At 66.7% G+C, this 20,296-nt stretch carries 13 protein-coding genes and 1 pseudogene; 12 read left to right on the top strand and 2 right to left on the bottom strand.

The features are described 5' to 3' along the window. Positions 1 to 54 precede the first annotated feature (54 nt). The 7 genes from ACZ5SK_RS45960 to ACZ5SK_RS45930 all read left to right on the top strand — a co-directional run bounded on the left by ACZ5SK_RS45960 (position 55) and on the right by ACZ5SK_RS45930 (position 11,618). A complete protein-coding gene (locus ACZ5SK_RS45960; protein WP_361703570.1) occupies positions 55 to 6,708 on the top strand; it encodes an RHS repeat-associated core domain-containing protein in 6,654 nt (2,217 codons plus the stop codon). 11 nt (positions 6,709 to 6,719) lie between these two features. Further along, positions 6,720 to 7,139 carry an Imm1 family immunity protein gene (locus ACZ5SK_RS45955; RefSeq protein WP_334580195.1) on the top strand — a complete coding sequence of 140 codons (420 nt, stop codon included), beginning with the start codon at positions 6,720 to 6,722 and terminating at the stop codon, positions 7,137 to 7,139. 330 nt (positions 7,140 to 7,469) lie between these two features. Continuing rightward, positions 7,470 to 8,576, top strand: coding sequence for a DddA-like double-stranded DNA deaminase toxin (locus tag ACZ5SK_RS45950; protein WP_334580196.1), 1,107 nt, complete (start codon positions 7,470 to 7,472; stop codon positions 8,574 to 8,576). Then, positions 8,533 to 9,078 (top strand): Imm1 family immunity protein, encoded by a 546-nt coding sequence (locus ACZ5SK_RS45945; RefSeq protein WP_334580197.1) that lies wholly within the window; start codon positions 8,533 to 8,535, stop codon positions 9,076 to 9,078. The genes ACZ5SK_RS45950 and ACZ5SK_RS45945 overlap by 44 nt, the downstream gene beginning before the upstream one ends. Before the next feature lie 209 nt (positions 9,079 to 9,287). Then, positions 9,288 to 10,001, top strand: a complete 714-nt coding sequence (locus ACZ5SK_RS45940; protein ID WP_334580198.1) for a hypothetical protein — start codon at positions 9,288 to 9,290, stop codon at positions 9,999 to 10,001. Between the two features lie 70 nt (positions 10,002 to 10,071). Beyond that, a complete protein-coding gene (locus ACZ5SK_RS45935) occupies positions 10,072 to 11,019 on the top strand; it encodes an Imm1 family immunity protein (RefSeq protein WP_334580199.1) in 948 nt (315 codons plus the stop codon). 245 nt (positions 11,020 to 11,264) lie between these two features. After that, positions 11,265 to 11,618 (top strand): hypothetical protein, encoded by a 354-nt coding sequence (locus ACZ5SK_RS45930; protein WP_334580200.1) that lies wholly within the window; start codon positions 11,265 to 11,267, stop codon positions 11,616 to 11,618. A 25-nt stretch (positions 11,619 to 11,643) separates the two neighbouring features. Here the strand turns inward: ACZ5SK_RS45930 and ACZ5SK_RS45925 are convergent. Beyond that, positions 11,644 to 13,103: pseudogene (locus tag ACZ5SK_RS45925) on the bottom strand (NF041680 family putative transposase). A gap of 133 nt (positions 13,104 to 13,236) precedes the next feature. Continuing rightward, positions 13,237 to 13,791, bottom strand: a complete 555-nt coding sequence (locus tag ACZ5SK_RS45920) for an SMI1/KNR4 family protein (RefSeq protein WP_334580201.1) — start codon at positions 13,789 to 13,791, stop codon at positions 13,237 to 13,239. Between the two features lie 140 nt (positions 13,792 to 13,931). On the opposite strand from ACZ5SK_RS45920, the gene ACZ5SK_RS45915 reads away from it, so the two are divergent. From ACZ5SK_RS45915 to ACZ5SK_RS45895, 5 genes are all read left to right on the top strand, one after another. Next, a complete protein-coding gene (locus ACZ5SK_RS45915) occupies positions 13,932 to 14,429 on the top strand; it encodes a hypothetical protein (RefSeq protein ID WP_334580202.1) in 498 nt (165 codons plus the stop codon). Positions 14,430 to 14,516: 87 nt separating this feature from the next. Beyond that, positions 14,517 to 16,160: a major capsid protein gene (locus ACZ5SK_RS45910; RefSeq protein WP_334580203.1), complete on the top strand. Its 1,644-nt coding sequence runs from the start codon at positions 14,517 to 14,519 to the stop codon at positions 16,158 to 16,160. Between the two features lie 72 nt (positions 16,161 to 16,232). Then, positions 16,233 to 17,060: a cupin gene (locus ACZ5SK_RS45905; RefSeq protein WP_334580204.1), complete on the top strand. Its 828-nt coding sequence runs from the start codon at positions 16,233 to 16,235 to the stop codon at positions 17,058 to 17,060. 2 nt (positions 17,061 to 17,062) lie between these two features. Next, complete coding sequence (locus ACZ5SK_RS45900; RefSeq protein WP_334581361.1) at positions 17,063 to 17,581, top strand: hypothetical protein; 519 nt, start codon at positions 17,063 to 17,065, stop codon at positions 17,579 to 17,581. Positions 17,582 to 17,584: 3 nt separating this feature from the next. Beyond that, positions 17,585 to 20,290 carry a hypothetical protein gene (locus ACZ5SK_RS45895; RefSeq protein ID WP_334580205.1) on the top strand — a complete coding sequence of 902 codons (2,706 nt, stop codon included), beginning with the start codon at positions 17,585 to 17,587 and terminating at the stop codon, positions 20,288 to 20,290. Positions 20,291 to 20,296 lie beyond the last annotated feature (6 nt).

Genomic DNA, 20,296 nt, shown 5'->3' with positions numbered 1-20,296 from the left:
TGATCAAGTCGCGGTGCGTGGTGGCTACATGCAGGGCGAGTGGGGGGATTGATCATGGCCAGGACAGCTTGGCTGAGACAGAACGTGCGTCGCGTCGGCGCTCGGCGCCGGTTCGTCGGCGTCATGGTGGCGCTTGCCCTGGCCGCACCCACCGTGGTTCCCGCGGCTGCGGAGACCAAGGACCGCGCCGGGGCTCCAGCGGTTCAGCAGACCGCCTCGGTGAAGGGCGTCACGACACTCACCCCGCGCAAACTGACAGTCAAGGACCAGACCAAGCGGGCCTACCGTCCGGCGAAGGCCCACTGGCCGGCTGCCGCGACCGGCACCGCCACGCTGGCCGCGCCTCAGAGCGGCGTGAAGCAAGGAGCCAAGTCATCGGTCGCCGGCACACCGGTGTGGGCTCGCGCAGTGGCCCCGGGCAAGGGCCCCTACCAGGGGCCGGAGAGTGTCTCGGTGCGCGTGCTGCCCCGCCAGGACGCCGCCGAGCTCGGTGTGACCGGTGTCCTCCTCACCGCCCAGCCTGCGGCCGGCGGCCGGGGTAGCGTCCAACTTGGCTTGGACTACAGCGCGTTCGCGCAAGCTTACGGCGGCAACTACGCCGACCGTCTGCACCTGGTCAGGCTCCCCGCCTGCGCGCTGACCACCCCGCAGCGAGCCGCCTGCCGTACCCAAACCCCGCTCGCCACCGAGCGGAGCCCCGAGACCCACGAGCTGGCGACCACCCTGACCTTGCAGGGCTCCCAGCCGCAGACATCCCCGTCCTGGACATCAGCCTCCAGCCACGCCACTGCCGTGCCGGCCTCGTACTCCACCTCGACAGCGGCCGCGACCACCAGCAGTACCGAGACGATGGTGCTGGCCGCGACCACATCCAGCACCACGGAGGGCGGAGCGGCCGGCAGCTACGATGCGACCGCCTTGGCGCCGTCCGGTTCGTGGACGGGCGGCAGCTCGTCCGGCTCCTTCACCTACAGCTACCCCATCGCACCGGCCGCCTCGTCGGGGTCGCTGAAGCCATCGGTGGGCCTGTCTTACGACTCGGGCTCGGTGGACGGGCAGACCTCCTCCACCCAGGCACAGGCTTCCTGGGCGGGCGACGGCTGGGCCACACCCGATTCCTACATCGAGCAGAGCTTCACGTCCTGTTCTGACGATCCGGAAGGCAGCGCCTCCCCGGTATCCAGCGGGGACAAGTGCTACGACGGTCCGATCCTGACCCTGTCGCTTGACGGCTCGTCCACCTCGCTGGTGAAGAACGACAGCGACGGGACGTGGAAGCCGGCCGACGACAACGGCGCGACCGTCAAACACGTCACCAACTCGAACAACGGGTCGGGCACCTACAACACCGACTACTGGATCGTCACCACACGGGACGGCACCCAGTACCAGTTCGGCCGCAATCAGCTGCCCGGCTGGGCCTCCGGCAAGGCCACGACCAAGTCAGTGGACAGCGTCCCGGTGTACTCCGCGCACTCCGGCGACCCCTGCTACGACTCGTCCGGATTCAGCGCCTCGGTGTGCACCATGGCGTACAAGTGGCACCTGGACTACGTCGTGGACACGCACGCCAACGCCATGGCGCACTACTACGCGCAGGACACCAACTACTACGGCGAGGAAAACGGCGCCCGCAACGTCTCCTACGTCCGCGATTCGCACCCGACCCGGATCGACTATGGCTTCCGCGACGGCGGCGCGTACGGCACCGTCCCCGACCAGGTCGTCTACACCACAGCCTCGCGCTGCACCCTGGCCTCGTGCGACCCGCTGTCGGCGAGCACCGCCGCCAGCCAGTACCCGGACGTGCCCTACGACCTGATGTGCGCCTCGGGGGCGACCTGCAACGCGCAGTCGCCGTCGTTCTTCTCCACCGTCCGTCTGTCCTCGATCAAGGTGCAGCAGTACAGCGTGGCGGCCGCCAAATACCAGGCCATCGACACCTACACCCTGCACCAGAGCGAGCCGGCCACCGGGGACGGCACCTCTCCCACCCTGTGGCTTTCGTCCATCACCCGCGAAGGAGACGACACCACCGCCGGCGGTTCCGCCTCCCCGATCACGCTGCCGGATGTGAAGTTCACAGGCGTGGACCTGAAGAACCGGGTCGACACATCCAACTTCCCGGGCCTGTACCGCTACCGCATCTCCGGCATCACCAACGAACTCGGCGGGCTGACCTCCATCAGCTATGACACGCCGGACGCCTGCACCACAAGCTACGTGTCCTCGGCGGACCCCAAGACCAACACCAAGTCCTGCTACCCGGTGTCCTGGACACCCAAGGACTACCTGAACCCGGTCACCGACTGGTTCCAGAAGTACGCCGTCACCCAGGTCGTCGAGATCGACAGCACCGGCGGCGCGGTGGACAAACGGACGAACTACCTCTACACCGGCGGTGCCGCCTGGCACCACGACGACAACGAGGTCGTCAAGGCCAAGTACCGCACCTGGGGCCAGTTCCGTGGCTACGCCAGCGTGGAAGCCCGCACCGGCGATCCCTCCACGGGCCCCCAAACCAAGACGGTCACTTCCTACTACCGAGGCATGGACGACGACTGGCTGTCCTCGTCCAGCCGCCGCTCGGTGAACGTGACCGACTCCCAGGGCGGCGTGCACGCCGACAGCGACCAGCTGGCGGGCAATGCACTGGAGACCACCGCCTACACCGGGGTCGGCGGCAGCGTGGACCACTCCACCGTGACCTCGTACTGGATCTCCGCCCCCACAGCAACCCGCGCCCGCACCGGCCTGCCGGCCCTGACCGCCCGCACCACCAATGTCGCCGAGACCTGGTCCCGCCAGGCCCTCACCGACGACGGCAACACCACGTGGCGCGTCACGCAGACCGACAACACCTACGATGCCACCCCCGCGGACGACAACTTCGGGCTGCTGACCTACAGCTACACCCACACGGTGCCGACCGCTGCCGCGTACGACCAGTGCACCGCCATCACCTACGCCAAGGCCAACACGACCGCCAACCTGGTCGGCCTGGCGGCTTCACAGGAGACCGACTCGGTCGCCTGCGCCGGGTTCAGCCAGAACACCCCGGCCACCGTGCCGAAAACCTTCAACACCCTCACCGCGCCCACCAGCGTCTCTCGCCCGGACCAGGTGGTCTCCGCGACCCGGACGTTCTACGACGACACGACTTTCGCCACCGCCTTCCCGCAGGCCGCCGCGCCCACCAAGGGCGAGGTCACCATGACCCGGCAGGCCTCGGGTTACAGCGGCGGCGCGTTCGCCTGGCAGACCCAGACCCGCGCCACATACGACGGCTACGGGCGTCCCAAGGACGGTTACGACGCCAACGGCAACAAGACCACCATGGGTTACACCGTGGACAGCATCGGTTTGACCACCGGCACGACCGTCACCAACGCCAAGAACCAGACCGCCAGCACCATCATGGACCCGACCCGCGGGCTCACCCTGACCACGACCGACGCCAACGGGCTGGTCGACACCGTCCACTACGACGCGCTGGGGCGCACCACCGAGGTGTGGCAGCACAGCCGGCCCACCACCGCCGCCGCCGACGCCAGCTACGCCTACACGGTCTCCCAGACCAGCCAGTCCGGCACTACCACCCAGACGTTGAACAACGCCCAGGGCTACGTCCCCTCCTACTCCCTCATCGACTCGCTGGGCCGGCCGAGGCAGAGCCAGACACTCACGCCTCAGGGCGGCCGGTTGATCACCGAGTCGTTCTATGACTCGCACGGCTGGGTGTCGAAGAAGAACAACCCCTACTGGGACCCCGACAGTCTCCCCAGCCTGGTGCCAGCCTCGGTGCAGGACTCCAAGATCCCCAACCAGGACCTCTACACCCTCGACGGCCTGGGCCGCGTGGTCATAGACGACTCCGAGCAGTACTCGGTGCTCAAGCAGGAGACCATCACCGTCTACAGCGGGGACGCCACCACCGTCATCCCGCCGACCGGCGGCACGGTCAAGACCACCCGAACCGACCCCCTGGGCCGTACAAGCGAGGTCGATTCCTACAGCGCCCGCCCGACGCTGACCATCCCGCTCAACACCTTCACCGGCCTGTTCTCCATCAACGGCGGCACGTTCAACGCGATCACCTACGGCTACGACGGGCACGGCAAGCAGAACACGGTCACGTCCAAGGGCAGCACCTGGACCACCGTCTACGACCTGCTCGGCCGCGCGACGTCCAAGTCCGACCCGGACGCCGGCACCACCAGCATGGTCTACGACGCGGTCGGCAACCTCACCCAGACCACCGACTCCCGCGGCAAGAGCGTCTCCGCCACCTATGACGTACTCAACCGCCAGACTGGCAAGTACGCCTCCACGCTTGCTGCGCAAGCCCCGGGTGCCAGCGGCAACCAGATGGCCGCCTGGACCTTCGACAACGACAACGCGGTCTCGGGCGTCACCAACCCGATCGGCCAGACCACCACCGCTACCTCGTACAACGCCGGGAACACGTACACCACTCAGCAACTCGGCTTCAACGCCTTCGGTGAATCGCTCGGCCAGTCCATCACCATCCCGGCCGTCCACGGCACGCTGGGCAAGACCTACACCTTCCGCCATACCTACAGCGCCAACACGGGCCTCCTTTTCACGGACAACTACCCCCTCGGCGGCGGCCTGCCCAACGAGATCACCACTCACACCTACTCCACTGCCCTGGACGTGCCCGCCGGTCTGTCCACCCCCTCCTACAGCTACGCCCAGGACACCACCTACAACGCCTTCGGCCAGGTGCTCCAGGAAACCCTGGGCATGAGCACGAACCTGGCCTACCTCACCAACACCTTCGACCCGCACACCGGAGCACTCACCGATCAGTTGGTGACGCGCTCCACCACACCGACGAAGATCGACGACCAGAACTACACCCACGACCTCGCAGGCAACACCACCAAGCAGGTCACCACCCGCTTGGGCGCCACCGCGGCCCCCGAGACGCAGTGCTATCAGTACGACGAACTCGACCGGCTCACCCAGGCATGGACCGCCACCGACGACTGCGGAGCCGTCCCCACTGCGAGTTCCCACGCCCAGGTCGGCGACCTGCTCGCAGGCGGCACCGCCTACTGGACCAGCTGGGACTTCGACGCCCTCGGCCAACGCCAGCACCAGGTCGAGCACTCCACCACCGGCGGCAGCGACACCACCACTAGCTACACCTACGACTACAGCGGCAACAGCACCCTCCAGCCCCACGCCCTGGCCTCCACCCAGGCCAGTGGCGCCAGCACCGCGACCACCAGCTACACCTACGACAAGGCCGGCAACACCACCACCCGCAACACCATCGCGTCCGGCAACCAGACCCTGACCTGGAACGACGCCGGACAACTCACCCAGATCAGCGGCGGCAAGACCGGCACCACCGGCTACATCTACGACGCCGACGGCAACGTCCTGCTCCAGACCGACCCCACCAGCACCACCCTCTACCTGCCCGGCGAACAGCTCACCCTGACCGGCACCACCACCACGGGCGTGCGCTATCTGCCCCTGCCGGGCGGCGGCACCGTGGTGCGCACCGGCACAGGCACCAACTACAAGTTCCAGATCAGTGACCCCCACGGCACCAGCGGCCTGTACCTGGACTCCACCGCCCAGACCCCCACCTGGCGTCAGTTCACCCCCTACGGCGCCACCCGCGGCACCACGGTCAGTTGGCTCGACAACCGAGGCTTCCTCAACGCCCCTGAGAACGCCAACACCGGCCTCAGCCAACTCGGCGCCCGCCAGTACGACCCCACCCTCGGCCGCTTCGCCAGCCTCGACCCCCTCTTCGAAGCCACCGACGACCAACAACTCGCCGGCTACGCCTACGCCGCCGGCAACCCCATCACCAACAGCGACCCCAGCGGACTGTGCGCGGACGCCGACTGCCCGACCCGCAACTGCCCCTCCTGCCTCAACGCCGCACCGGGCAACAAGGCCAGCATCGACGCGGCGATACATGACTACGCCGGCTCGGGCAGTACCCCCAGCAACAAGAAAAAGAAGCCCGGAACCTACGCCAGTGGCGGCAGCCGTGATACGTCAGCCACGGGCCCTCTGCCCAGCCCCAGCCCTGGGGCGGCACCATCGCCCGGCCCCTACAAGGGCGATAACGTCGATGGTGCTCTGCGCGCGCTCGCATTCGCTTTCAACCAAGTTTTTGGTGAGCCTGACCCTCAACTGCTCTGCAATGCTGACGGGTTGTGCGAGTACAAGCAAGTGCAGGAAAATATCGTCCCGTGGGTTCCAGGTCCAGGTTGGGCGCGTGCGCTAGGAATCGGAGAAGGGGCTGCAGGGTTTAGGGCATTCGCATCTCAAGTTCTTCCAAAATTCGCCGAGAATGGTCCGACTGTCGGGGTTGGGGCCACTTCATCCGGGCATGTTTACCGCCTCATTAGCGGGAATAAGAAAGTTGATGCCGAGTTGATAGACATAGTTAACGACAGCCTTCGGGAAGGCGGGTTCCTGAAGGGGGCTTCAAGATCGAGTCGCGCAAGCGATGTCGAGCAGAAAATGGCCGCACTTATGCAGAGGGATAACATCGACAAAGCGGAGATCGTCATCAATAACCCTGCGGGACCATGCACGCAGCCGTTGGGATGCGCGCGTGTGCTGGACACCATTCTCGGTAAAAGGCAGCTCACTGTACACTGGCCGGATGGAACGGGTGGTTTTGAGCAGCAGACCTATGGGGGTGCGAAGTGACGGATGGTCGGGTGCAAGCGTACTATCGGCGCGAGCATGGAGATAACCCGGTTTTGCTGCAAAGCGAAAGCGATGTGGACGCTTTGATCGACGCTCTCCTTTTGAGTCGACCATCTGAGAACTTGGCCGCGCTGCACAGCTTGGAACGTCCGCTCATGCCGGCAGGGGTTCCTGACCATGAGTTGATGGTTGGGGCGGACGGAGACCTTCAGGTCGGAGTCCTCAGCTTCATGGACGACGGAAATTTTGTCTCGCTCGATTCCTCGGAAGGGAGAGGGGAGATCTCTTACTCCATCATGGGAAACGCAACTGAATTTCCGAATTATTCGGAAATTCCAATTTCTCTTGTGCGGCAGGCTGTTAAGGAGTTCTTGTCCTCCGGGGGACAGCGTCCAACGTGTGTGCAATGGCAAGAGCCAGAGTTTTGGTGAGTTGCCCTGCCCCCGCCGTCCGGGCACGTACTCGTGTTGCAGGAGAGACGACGTGGGCCTTGGCCGTCGAGTTGCCGAGCGGCGGCTGGAAGCAGACAGCCAGTCGTCGTCCATGCCGCCGGGGTCAGTGGCAGCGTGGACCACGTCACCGTGACTTCGTACCGCATCTCCGCCGCCACGGCCAACCGGGCCCGCTCGGGCCTGCCGGTTCTGACAGCCCACGCCACCGATGTCGCCGCGATATAGTCCTGCCAGGCTTTCACCGACGGCGGCAACACCGCCTGACGCGTCGCACAGACCGACAACAATGATGGACTGTGTCGGCCGCTGATGGCACTCATGGGATGCGGCGGTCTTGGCGCTGGTGCTGCGGCACCGAATGAAGTAGAGCATGTGCAGGCGCCAGTTCACCCCCTACGGCGCCACCCGCGGCACCCGGTCAGTTGGCTCGACAACCGAGGCTTCCTCAACGCCCCCGACAACGCCAACACCGGCCTCACCCAACTCGGCGCCCGCCAATACGACCCCACCCTCGGCCGCTTCGCCAGCCTCGACCCCCTCTTCGAAGCCACCGACGACCAACAACTCGCCGGCTACGCCTACGCCGCCGGCAACCCCATCACCAACAGCGACCCCTCCGGACTCGCGGTGTGCATGCCCGAAGTTGGCTGCGGTGGCGTCAAATCCGTCGAGGAAGCGGTCACGAAGCACAAGAAGCGTTATCCGAAGAAGTACGACAGCGTCGATGAAATTACCGGAAAGTCGATCAACGGAACGAACGGATATACCTACTACACCGACCAATCTACCGAACCTGTATATGCGTCGAACCGGGTACCGGAAGGCGTGCCCCTGGCGAAAGGCTGGGGCGCTCCGAAAAAGAAAACCTTCCTCGGTGCGCTGTTCAGCGGGGACTGGCGCGAGGCTATCAATCAACTTCTTTCTCCGTGCGACCCTGACGTTTCATGTGGAGTCTTCGCTGGTGCCGAAGGGCCGTTGGGTTGGGGTGAAGGCCGGGGGCTGGGATCCGGATTGTCTCAAGCCGCCTCTGATCTGGCCAGTAAGAGGCGCACCACAGGAAGGATCTTCGGCTCTGACGGCACGGTGCTTCGCAGTGACATCACAAGCGGTTCTGGAGCCTTGCAAGAGAGAGTCCATGAAATCCTCGAAAGTTCTCCGAACATTCGCCCCTTGATGAATGCAGGCGACAAGTTTTGGTCAGAGGAGCACGTAGAGACGCAGTATGCAGCCTGGATGCGTGATGGTGGCGTCACCGACGCGCATGTCTACATCAATCAAGACTACATATGCGGTGGTCCGCACGGTTGCCAGTTGGCAGTCCGCGCCATCCTTCCGCGAGGGTCAACCCTGACGGTGCACTATCCTGGGATGAGTGAACCGCGCGTTTTCAAGGGAGTTGCTCGGGTTGATCCTTAATATCGTATTTCGCGGGGACTATCTTTACGCCGAAAGCAAGGCGGAGGTGTCGGCGCTTATCGCCCACGTTATGGGGAATCTTCGCGGCGAGAGAACCGACCTGGACTGGATTAGTGCTGGTGATGACGCCGTCTTCAGTTGGGCTAATGCGCGTCACACTAACGATACGTTCGACTGGTGGCCGGATAATTACCTCCATGTGGCGGCGAATCCGTCGAACGGGTATGGCGGGCTGATCTGGTATGTCAGTGCTGAGCGTGCGGGCAGAGTTCAAGACGGAATCTCAGATCACACCTGGGTGTCGGATAATCCGAACCCGCCTGAGTTTGACCCTCGCGTTGTCCGGGACCCCAGCTTTCCGCGGTTCCATGATCCCCGGAGCGCTATCCCGGTTTCTCTGGTTCGAGAAGCTGTCGAGGAGTTTTGCAGAGTCGGAACAGGGGATCGGCCAACATGCGTTAAATGGGTACGCAGCGACACCCACGGAGCGCGGCTCGAATAACCTTCCAGGAGAGGGATTCGATTCCGTAGTGCCGGGCAGCTCGCCCCAGGGCTGCGGCGTAGTCGGCGGGCGTCCGTTTCGTGATCACTTGAGATGACGAGAGGGAGGGCGGGCGGTTCCTGCTCATGTCCATTGCGCCCCGGAGCCCTTGCGTCTCCCTCGCACCGTCGGGTGGAGCGAGCCGACTGCGCTAGGAGATGATTCTGTGCGTGGCTGAAGAGGCAGGTACAGACGAGGACGACGCTTGTGCATGGGCTGAGCGACTGGGTTGGGCGTTCGGGCTCATAGCGGAGGATCCCGCTGCGAGAGGTGCAGCGCTCGTCCATCTCAGGGAGGCCCAGAGGAAGGTCGCTGATGCGCTCGCCCGGTCCAACGAGATGTGGCTGCTGACGCGGCCCCTGGGAGCGGACGAGCAGTACCGGGAGCCGGCCTTCCTGCAGGCGCGCCGGAGGCACCAGCAAGCCCAGAGGCGTTCGCTGCCTGATGGGGTGTGGGGTGGTCCTGTGGACGGGGATCTGGCGGCGTGGCCGGGGCTGCCCTATGTACTGCTCCTTCTGGAGTGGGAGGCGAGGTACCCGCTGGAGTGGACGCAGCATGCGAAGGCGTGGGGTACGAAGCAGAGCCTGATCCGGAAGGTGGCCCGCGCTCGCCACGAGGAGGCGACCAAGGCGAAGCTCACGGAGCTGGTCGAGATCGTCGTCCATCGGGCGTATCGCTGCAAGGATCGCGAATACGTGCGGGTTGCCCGGGCTGTCGACAGCGCTGATCTACGGGGCAGGCTCGATCGGGCAGCTGATTCGGACAGTCCTTGGGCCCGGTGCCATGCCGGGTATGTGCTCTGGCTCCTTGACCGCCCTGAGTGGCCGAACACCCGTCGTGTCTGGCAGACCTGGGTGGCAGGCGAGGCTGCAGCGTTGCTGTGACCGGGGACGATGCGAGGAAGGTCCCCGTGATCATGGAGTGCTCTATGCCCCGTGACATGCCTGGAAGACCGTGCCTGCCGACGCATCCCTGATTCCGCCTGCCCTTGACCGGCTCCGCGAGCACTCCGACGTCGGGCCCGGGGAGGTGCCGGGCCTGCTGGAGTGGCTGGCTCGGGTGCCGGATCCGCGCGGCGTGCGCCATGCCCTGGCCGTCGTGCTCACGCTGACCGCGTGCGCGGTGCTGACCGGCGCGACCTCGCTGCTGGCAGTCGGCGAGTGGATCGCGGACGCGCCGCCCCACGTGTTGGAGCGACTCGGCCTGCGCCCCGATCCGGTACCGCCCCGGAGGCTGGTGCCCTCGGAGGCGACGGTCCGCAGGCTGCTCGCCCGCATCGATGGTGATGCCCTGGACCGGGCGGTGGGCGGATGGCTTGCCGACCGCCGGCCCGAGAGCACCGGGCTGCGCGGACTGTCCGTGGACGGCAAGTCCCTGCGCGGTGCGGCGAAGGCCCAGGGGCGGAGGATCCACCTGCTCGCCGCGGTGGAGCACACAACCGGGCTGGTCCTGGCGCAGCTCGACGAAGTGACGGTTGGTCGGGTGCAAGCGTACTATCGGCGCGAGCATGGAGATAACCCGGTTTTGCTGCAAAGCGAAAGCGATGTGGACGCTTTGATCGACGCGCTCCTGTTGAGTCGACCATCTGAGAACTTGGCCGCGCTGCACAGCTTGGAACGTCCGCTTATGTCGGCAGGGGTTGCTGACCATGAGTTGATGGTTGGGGCTGACGGAGACCTTCAGGTCGGAGTTCTCAGCTTCATGGACGACGGAAATTTTGTCTCGCTCGATTCCTCGAAAGGGAGAGGAGAGATCTCTTACTCCATCATGGGAAAAGCAACTGAATTTCCGAAGTGTTCGGAAATTCCAATTGCTCTTGTGCGACAGGCTGTTAAAGAGTTCTTGTCCTCCGGGGGGCAGCGTCCAACGTGTGTGCAATGGCAAGAGCCAGAGTTTTGGTGATTTGCCCTGCCCTGCCGTCCGGGCACGTACTCGTGTTGCAGGAGCGGCACCGTGGACCTTGGCCGTCGAGGTGCCGAGCGGCGGCTGGAAGCAGACAGCCAGTGGTCGTCCATGCCGCAGGGGTCGGTGGCAGCGTGGACCACGTCACCGTGGCCTCGGTGGGGCGAAGGCATGGTAGAAGTGGGCCGAAAAGGGCCACGGGTAAACGGGAATCTTCACGGCCAGCGAAACGAAGTGAGCGAGACATGAGCTACGATCTAGCAATTTGGCAAGGCGATTTGCCTGCAAGTAGTCGCGAAGCGGCCAAGATTCATTCTCGCCTATACGATGAATATCTTGAGAATGAAGAACTGGCATCGCCGGTAAGTGCCATCACTGACTTCTTGAGCGCACTTACTGAGCGCTGGCCCGATAGAAATGCCGGAGATGAAACACCTTGGGCTTCGACGCCTCTTTCTGCGGGTGCAAGTGGGCCGTATGTTTACATCACGCTCGCATGGAGTACTGCAGAAATGGCATCTGCCCATGTGGCGCAGGTCGCCAACCGATTTGGCTTGGTCTGCTTTGACCCTCAGATGCGGACGCTTCGGTCAGGCTGAGAGGCTGTCTCAGCTTGTTCTTTATCTACCGCGATCTACCAGGTCTGCCGATGGCCTTGAGGGTCTTGGGGCGTTTGACGGTCTTGCCCACGTCGTATCGGGGTGCGGGGTGGCGGTTCTTGGTGCCGGGTGGCCGGCCGGGACCGGTGCCACGAGGTTGGGGAACACGGGCGGGGCAGAGGAGGTGTGCTCGGATGTTCCTGAACCCGCGGCGGACCCGGGTCGGGGTGAGGCGTTCGGGCTTGGCCGGCTTTTCCCAGGGCCGACGGAGGTCGGCGGCCAGCGGTCGAGCGAGTCTGAGCTGGGTGTGCGCGACGACCAGGAGCCAGGTCCAGCGGTCCGCGGCCTCGGGTGTACGTAGTTTCGGGGTGGTCCAGCCGAGCGTCTGCTTTTTGAACCTGAAGGTGTGCTCCAGGTCGAAGCGCCTCAGGAACCCCTGCCACCAGCGGTCCACGTCCGCCGGTGCGGCTCCGGTCTTCGAGGACCATAGCCAGACCGGCGGGGCTTCCCGGTCTTTGGAGAGGTGCTCGACCTTGAGGCGGACCAAGGTGCCCTCGACGATGGGGAGTTCACCGTCGTGCTCCAGCCAGGCCGAGCGGTGGGTCAGCCGCGGATGGACCCGGTCCCACGCCTGGGTTTCGGCCTTGCCGTAGTTCACGGTGTCGGTTGCCGTGGTGATCGCCGCCTCGGGCCAGGTCTCCGGTTTGGCGAAGCGGAACTCCGGCCCGTGCTTGGGCGGGTGGCCGCCGCGTGGATGGGCGCGCGATGGAACTCCTCGCGCGAGGGCGCCGGACTGCGCATTACCCGGTCTGAGCGGATCCGCCCGACCAGCTCGACGGGGAGATTCCGCAGGACCCAGGCCAGGCGGGTGACGTCGTAGCCGGCGTCCATGACGATCGTGATGTCCGGGTCCCCAGGCGTCCACTGGCTGGCTGCGATGAGCCGCTCCACCACGGCGCGGAGTTGGACGGCGGTGACCGCGGTCGCATCGTCCTCGGGCCCGAGCCGGACCACGTCCAGGATCCCGGTCCACGAGGTGGCCCCGGGCTCCAGGGCGGCGACGAACGAGTATGGCCAGCCCGGGATGAACTGGGAGGCGGACTTCGCCCGCCCGTAGACATGGCAGAACAACCGGTCCTTCGAGCACGGCGCGTCCGACCGCAGCCACGGTGACACGTCGACCGCGAGCACCAGGCGCCCGCGTTCGAAGCGCGGCACAGGCATGTCGGCCAGCAGGGCCCGCAACCTGTCGACGTCGATCCGGCCCCGGTTGAGAGCTCCGTACAGCGCGCCGTGCCCACGCCGGTGCTCGGGCACCAGCGTCAGATCCACCGGTGATTTCACCGGGCCATCCGCACACAGCATCGCGTCCACCAACTCGAACAACTCATCCCGCCGGGCGGTCAGACACTCGTAGAACTCGCCCCGGAAGCGTGACGCTTCGGCGAACGCCTCCAGCCGGACGCTTTCAGCCAGCACACTCACGCCTTCGTCTCGGTCACGTGCCTTCCTTGGTCGGAACACACGATCAGGCGAAGGCCGCCTCCACGTCCTGCGAACCCCCAGGTGAGCGACCCAGTTCGGGACGCTGTTCGAGGCCGGACGGCGGCAGGCGGGTTCAGCCTTTCCCAGCCAGACGAGCCGGGGCCGAGGCCCAAGGCGATGGCTCCGGAAGCTCCTCTTCGTCGTATGCGTCCTCCTGATACCACCCCCGATCGGCCAGCCACGTCTCCAGCCAGGCCGCCAGCGAGTCTGCATCAACGAACCAGGCGTCCTCCCAGTTGTCTTCGACCGCGTTCGGCTCGAAGAGCAGGACGGTGCCGTGTTCGCTGAGGCAGTCCACGGCGGCGTACATACCGCATCCCCAGTCCAGGATGGGCAGCACACCTTCCGGCCAGTGGGAACTGTCTGCGGCTGCGGCTTTCGCCCGCTCGGCCTGGTAGGTGACTACTGCGGTGCCGCCCTGCCCGACCAGTGGAAAGAGCCGGTACCCGGGGCCGAAGCACCCGTTGGCAACCTCCTGGTAGAGGCGAGCAAGCAACGGCGGAAGAGTGAAGCCCAAAGAACTCTCGGCTATCTCCAGCTCTCCTGGTATCACCTTTGAGGGCAACACCTCCTCAGCGATGCATGCCTTCGCAGTCACGCGCTGAACAAGACCATCTATGTCTGTCACGTGGATGATCCTGCCAGCCGCCTACGACAGAAACGGCTGCCACTCGGTAGATAAAGAACAAGCTGAGAGGCTGTCTCACGTGGTTTTGCGAGCTTCTTGTAGCAGGTCAAGGCAGCTGCGAGGCCGAGGAAGGCAAGGAAGTGGGAGCCCTGTCGCTCGTATCGCAGGGTGAGTCGGCGGTAGCCGAACAGCCAGGCGATCGACCGTTCGATCTTTCAGCGGTGCCGCCCGAGCCGTTCGCCGGACTCGATTCCCGGGCGGGCGATCCGCGGGATCAAGCTCCTGCTGCGGAGCCAGGCGACGTGGTCGGCGGAGAAGTACGCCTTGTCAGCGCGTACCTTGACCGGTCGCCGCCGGCGCGGTCCGCGTCTGGAGCGGGCGGCAGGTATCGCCAGGAGCAGCGGCTTGAACGCCTGGCTGTCGTGCAGATTCGCCCCGGACACCACAACGGCCAGCGGGATGCCCTGGGCATCGGACAGGACGTGCAGTTTGCTGCCCTTCTTGCCTCGATCAACCGGATTCGGCCCGGTCAGGGTGCCTCCCTTTTCGCCCGGACAGAGGCCGCATCAATGATCGCCGAGGTCCAGTCGACCTCACCCCTGGCGCCGAGTTCGTCCGTATGGGCGGCCGGGCATTGACAGCTGCCCGTACATTCGTGCAGCTAATATGCCTGGAGGACAGCTGGTTCAGGGCCGTGTCAGGTGCTCACACAGGAGACATCTGGCATGACTGAGCCGTTCGAGCTCCCCGAAGACCTCACGACCCTGGACGACGAGCAGCTTGTCGCGGCTCTCGACGGTGCAGTCAAGGCGTTCGACGCCAAGGCCAAGTCCAGCCTCGTCACCAACACCGACATCGCCGACCTGCGCGCCCTGGCCGCCGGTGTGGAAGCCATGCGGGCGGAGCAGCAGGACCGTCTGTCTGCCGCGAAGGAAGCTGCGGCGGAGATCGAGCAGCTCGCCGCGCAGGTTCGCGGCGACGACCCGCAGGCCGCCGCCGCGGCGGCGAACGGGCCTGCCGAACCGGCCGTCCCGGAGACGCAGGAGCCGGTCGTCGAGCTGGAGTCCGCCATGGCCGCCGCTGCGGCTGTGGTGAAGCGGCCCGTCCTCAACCTCGCCTCGGTGCGGGCCGTGCAGCCGCGCGTGCTGCCCGAGCCGCCCGCCCCCGGCACGCACATCACCGCCGCCGTCGACGTTCCCGGCTACACCCCGGGCGCGCCGCTGGACTTCGGGCAGGTTGTGAGCGGCATCATCAGCCGCGCCAACGCCCTCAAGACGGCCGGTGGCGGCATGGGCCAGGTGATTTCCTACCGGCACCCGTACCCGCAGGACCTGATCGTCACCGACTCCAGCTCCGCGCCGGAGGGCACGACCGTGGCGATCGCCGCGCAGAACCAGGGTCGGCTCCCGCAGGGCGAACTCGTCGCCTCTGGCGGCTGGTGCGCCCCGTCGGAGACGCTGTACGACATCACCGGCGTGGCCTGCCCGGACATGCTGTGGGACGCCCCGGAAATCCAGCTCAGTCGTGGTGGCCTGCGCTACTACAAGCCGCTGAGCCTGGATGTCGGCGCGATGACGTGGGTACACACCGAGGCCGACGACATCTCGGGTGCGACCAAGCCGTGCTACCGGGTGCCGTGCCCCGACCCGGTCGAGGTCCGCTGCGACGCTGTCGGTGTGTGTCTGGAAGCCGGCATTCTCACCCAGAGGCACTTCCCCGAACTGGTCGCCTGGTACCTGCGTAACGCCATGGTCGCCCACGAGATCCGCGTGAAGCAGGTCCTGTTCCAGCAGGCCCTGAACACGGCGACCCCGGTCACCCTCGCGCCGACGTTCGGCGCCCTGTCCGCGATCTACAACGCTGTCGCGCTCCAGGCCGCCGACGTCATTGAGCGGCACAGCCTCTGCGAGACCACGGCTCTGGAGGTCGTGTTCCCGTGGTGGTCGCGGAACCTCTTCCTCGGCGATCTGTCGCGGCAGAACGGCGTCAACATCTGTGACCTGAGCCCGAACTGCATCCAGGACGTGTTCAGCACGCTCGGGGTGCGGGTGCAGTTCGCTCGCGGTCTGTCCCCGGCTGTCCCGGCGGAGATCGGCGGCGCGACCGCAGCCGTGGACTGGCCGGCCGTGGTGCGGTTCCTGATGTACCCCAGCGGCAGCCTCCAGATCGGTCGCGGCGAGGAAGTCAACCTCGGAGTCGTCCACGACTCGACGAAATTCCAGGTCAACGACTACACGGCATTGTTCGCGGAAGAATGCTCGGCCCTCGTCGACCGGTCGGTGGACACCCGCCTCGTCACCGTCCCGGTCTGCCCGGACGGTGCGACCGGCGCGCAGCTGGAGCTCGTCTGCGCCGCAGGCAGCAGCTGACCCCCTTCACCCGACGTGCAGCCCCGGCCCTCTGCCCGGCCGGGGCTGCCTGGATGAGAGGAGGTGAGGCAGATGCCAGCAGCCGGACTCCGTAAGCGCGTTGATGCCATCCCGGGCACCCCGCTGCCGCACGGCATCCTCGGCGGCTGCGTCGACATCATCGACGTCGCCGACGTGCACGAGCTCCTCGGCACCGAGTGGATGCCGCTCTCGTGCGCCGCCGCCCACGACTGGGACTGGTGCCCCGAGGACAGCACCACGCCCGGACCCACCAAGAAGACGTTCGAACGGCCCGGCGTGTGCTCCGCCTCGCCCATCACGATCTACGCCGGGGCCACCTGCGGCACGATCGGCTGGCCGTACGAGGAAGCGGTCCAGCACGCCCGCGAGACCCTCCGCATGGGCGAACAGCGCGCCTTGGAGGAGTGGTTCGCGCGGGACGTCCTCTGCCCGATGGCCGCCGACCTCACCCCCAGCGCGGGCGCCGTGTCCATCGCCCAGGGCGTCGCCGCACTCGAAGGGTGGCTCGCCGAGACGTATGGCGGGCAAGGCATCCTGCACGTCCCGGCCGGTGCTGCCGCCCTCCTCGGCTGCTGCAACGTCGTCCACATGGAAGACGGCGTGCCCCGCACCCTCATGGGTAACTGCGTGATCATGGGCAGCGGCTACGCCCTGAATGTCGGCCCGCCCGACTGCACCCAGGCCCCGGCCGGTGAGGCGTGGCTCTACATCACGGGCCCCATCCGCGTCCGGCGTGAAGCCCCGGTGATCGTCCCGGACACCGACGCTGAGAGTTTCCGCATCACGACCAACGACAGGTTCGTGTTGGCCGAAAGGTCGTTCGTCGTCGAGGTCGCGTGCTGCGAGGCCGCAGCGATCCGGGTGGTGCTGTGCCCGTGAACATGATCAGAGTTCAGCCGGTGCGGGAACTCCGCGTCGACTTCGCCCGCTGGGCGGTCGCCCAAACCCCGAAGGTCCGCACCTGCTCGACGACCGAGTTCGAGGTTCCCCCGGCACTGTTCACCAACGTGCCGGAAAGGCTCCTCATCGGCTCGATCGTCGACGGCCACCCGTATGTGTCGGCCCTCGACGACGAAGTGCCCGCCGAGGAGCTGGATTGGCTCGCGGCCATCCCTGGCGAGCCGCTGCCGCCCGTATCGGACTCGACGTACCCGCCGGACGCGATCCAGATGCCGGAGCCGGAGCGGCAGTTGGCCGCCACCAGCCCGGCGACCGTCGAGGCCGCGATGATGGCCGTCCTCGTCGCCGTGGACACCGCGGCCGCCAACCGCGACCAGGCGGCCGGCATCGCGCCCTCGGAGGGGGAGGGCGCGACGCCCGCCTGCGACGCCTGTGCCCGCCCCTTCAAGACGCAGCGCGGCCTGGAGACCCATCGCCGCCAGGCACACCCGGAGGCATAAGCGATGGCTGTTGAGCCGATTCCGTGCGCCCCCGGCGGCGACGGCACCCCGGTTGAGGTCACGACGTGCTGCGCCCCGTCGATCGCCTCGACGGCCCTGTGCCGCGACGACGGCACGATGCTCCTCCTCGTCGTACGGGCCGGCTGCGTCGAGTGCGGCGCGACCGCCGAAGACCCGCAAGTCGTCGGCTGGATCGCCCCGACCACCGGCGTCTTCACTCCGGGCCCGGCACCCGCCGACGCCGGCCCGTGCGACGCCGGCTGCGTCGACACCATCTGTGTCCAGCGCTGCGACGACACCACCGGGGATGGCGTCGCCGACACCGCGTACAGCGAGCTGTGGTGCATCAAGCAGGACGGCACGACGGCGATCGTCCTCACCTATCAGGGCGACCCGTCGACGCCGTACACGCCTGTCTCGCCGGTCGACTGCGAGTACGGCAGCATCGAGTGCCACACACAGATGCTGTGCGACGACGGCGGGCCGTTCCTGCGCCGGTACACGTTCACGAGCGACGGGCAGGCGTCGTTCGAGGATGTCGCCCTGGACGGGCAGACCCCGCACATCGTGACCGGCACGGTCGGAGCGTGCACGCGGGACTGCGTCGACACGATCTGTGTGCAGCGCTGCGACGACACCAACGGCGACGGCGCCCCGGATCAGACGTACTCCGAGCTCTGGTGCGTCCGCGCCGACGGCACGACCGACCTCGTCCTCACCTACCAGGACGACCCGTCGACGCCGTACACGCCCGTCTCGCCCGTCGACTGCGAGCACGGCGCGATGCAGTGCCACACACAGATGCTGTGCGACGACGGCGGCCCGTTCCTGCGCCGCTACACGTTCATCTCCGACGGGACCGCAGCCTTCGTCGACGTTGCGCTCGACGGCGAGACACCGCACGTCGTGACCGGCATCATCCGGGACTGCGCCCAGACCTCGGACTGCGACCAGCCACGCGAGCCGGCCGCCACGGTCGGGCTGTGCCTCGCCGACGGAACGCCGATCGCCGTCGTCGTCACCCGCGACTGCCAGGGCGTCACCCGCGAGGAAGGGTGGCTTAACCTCACGACCGGCGCCTACTCGACCGGGCAGCCCCCGGCCGGGGTCATGGCGTGCGGCGAGTCCCGCAGCATCTCGACGACCGGCACGTTCTGCGACGTCGACGCGAACGGGAACGTCGTCGGCCTGGTCCTGATTGAGTACACCTACGCGGCAGACGGCAGCGTGGCAAGCGTCCGCCTCGTGGACGCCACCACCGGCCAGACCTACACCGCGCAAGGCACGATCACGACCTGCCCGGCCGGTGTCGACCAGCCGGAGCAAGACCTCGTCGTCCTGTGTGACATGGCGGCCGACGGCACCGTGACCCGGTTCATCCGCGACTACCGGCGCGATGAGAACGGCCAGATCGTCGGCCACACGGACTACACGCTCGCGGGAGCCAACTACCAGCCGACCGGCACCATCACCGTCTGCGAGGGTGAGCCCACGGAGCCGTGCCGCAACACGAGCACGCTCCTGCTGTGTGACCTGCCGACCGACGGGACCCCGACGCCCACCGTCACCGACACCGAACCCGGCTCGTACTACCCGTACGCAACGGGCGTGGCCACGGCGGGAGCCCAAACCCTGTGGGACGGCGGCACCCTCAACCTCCCGGCCGCCTCCGCACCGCAGCCCGGCACGACCGGCACCGTACGCACCGCCGCCGCGAACATCCAGGCGCCGCGCCCGGTCTGCGACACCGGGACCGCCCACGTGTCCGTACAGGTCGATGTCGCCCAGCTCGGCCCGGACGACGGGTGCGCCGCTACCGGCTTCCTCGGCCTGTACAACGGCACCAGCGAAGCGGACCGGATCGCCCTGGACACCGCGCCGAGGAACACCCCCGCCGGGTGGACGGGGACGCTCACGGTTGAGGCCGACGTGCCGGCCGCCGACCTCGCCGCCGGGAACATCGCCGTCGTGGTGGCGTTCGACGCCTACGACGACAGCGGAGGCGTCTGCACGGGAGTGCGTCACACCTCCTGGCAGCTCTCCCAGTTCCACGCGACCGTGGTCTACGACCAGACCGGGTGTGACACGCAGTTCCTGCGCAACGTCGTCACGGACTGCGAGACCGGCGAGGTCATCGCGGTCACGGACACCACCCTTGACGGGCAGCCGTACACGGTCACCGGCGCGCCCGGCCAGTGCCAAGCAGGCGGCGGGGAGTGCTGCCCCGAACCGACGTGTCCGGCGCAGAACATCGTGCAGGCGGAGAAGTGCGACGACACGGACGGCGACGGCATCGCCGATACCTGGTACGTCGAGCTCCTCGGCGTCGACTGCACGGGCACGCCCACGTCGCTCGGCACGTACACCTGCGACCTGTCCGCGTCCTACACGCCGGTGGCACCGGTGGACTGCGACGCCCCGGATCCGGTTGTTGAGCGGCCCGTGGGCGTGCAGGCGCACCGCGTGCAGCTCGGCAACGGCCAGACGTGGCAGGCGGCCCAGTACGGCACGCTGCGCGCCGTGCAGGCCACCGCCCGCGGCGGCGAGGGCCAGATCACCACCGCCGACGGCACAAGCACCCTCTTCGACGGGGAGACCGCGGAGTGGTCCATCACCCGCGACATGGACGTACGGCTCATCGGGCCACTGACGATCACCGCGACGACGGGTGCTGTCGTCGTCAACTGGACTGAGGGAGTAGACCTATGAGCGGCT

Source organism: Streptomyces sp. NPDC031474 (genome assembly GCF_055581185.1).
This window is presented reverse-complemented; position numbering and strand designations above follow the sequence as displayed.

Bases quoted from the DNA above. Each gene is read 5' to 3' on its own strand.
- ACZ5SK_RS45950 (WP_334580196.1), top strand. From the start codon at position 7,470: ATGGCACTCATGGGATGCGGCGGTCTTGGCGCTGGTGCTGCGGCACCG.
- ACZ5SK_RS45960 (WP_361703570.1), top strand. From the start codon at position 55: ATGGCCAGGACAGCTTGGCTGAGACAGAACGTGCGTCGCGTCGGCGCT.
- ACZ5SK_RS45930 (WP_334580200.1), top strand. From the start codon at position 11,265: ATGAGCTACGATCTAGCAATTTGGCAAGGCGATTTGCCTGCAAGTAGT.
- ACZ5SK_RS45900 (WP_334581361.1), top strand. From the start codon at position 17,063: ATGATCAGAGTTCAGCCGGTGCGGGAACTCCGCGTCGACTTCGCCCGC.
- ACZ5SK_RS45905 (WP_334580204.1), top strand. From the start codon at position 16,233: ATGCCAGCAGCCGGACTCCGTAAGCGCGTTGATGCCATCCCGGGCACC.
- ACZ5SK_RS45910 (WP_334580203.1), top strand. From the start codon at position 14,517: ATGACTGAGCCGTTCGAGCTCCCCGAAGACCTCACGACCCTGGACGAC.
- ACZ5SK_RS45895 (WP_334580205.1), top strand. From the start codon at position 17,585: ATGGCTGTTGAGCCGATTCCGTGCGCCCCCGGCGGCGACGGCACCCCG.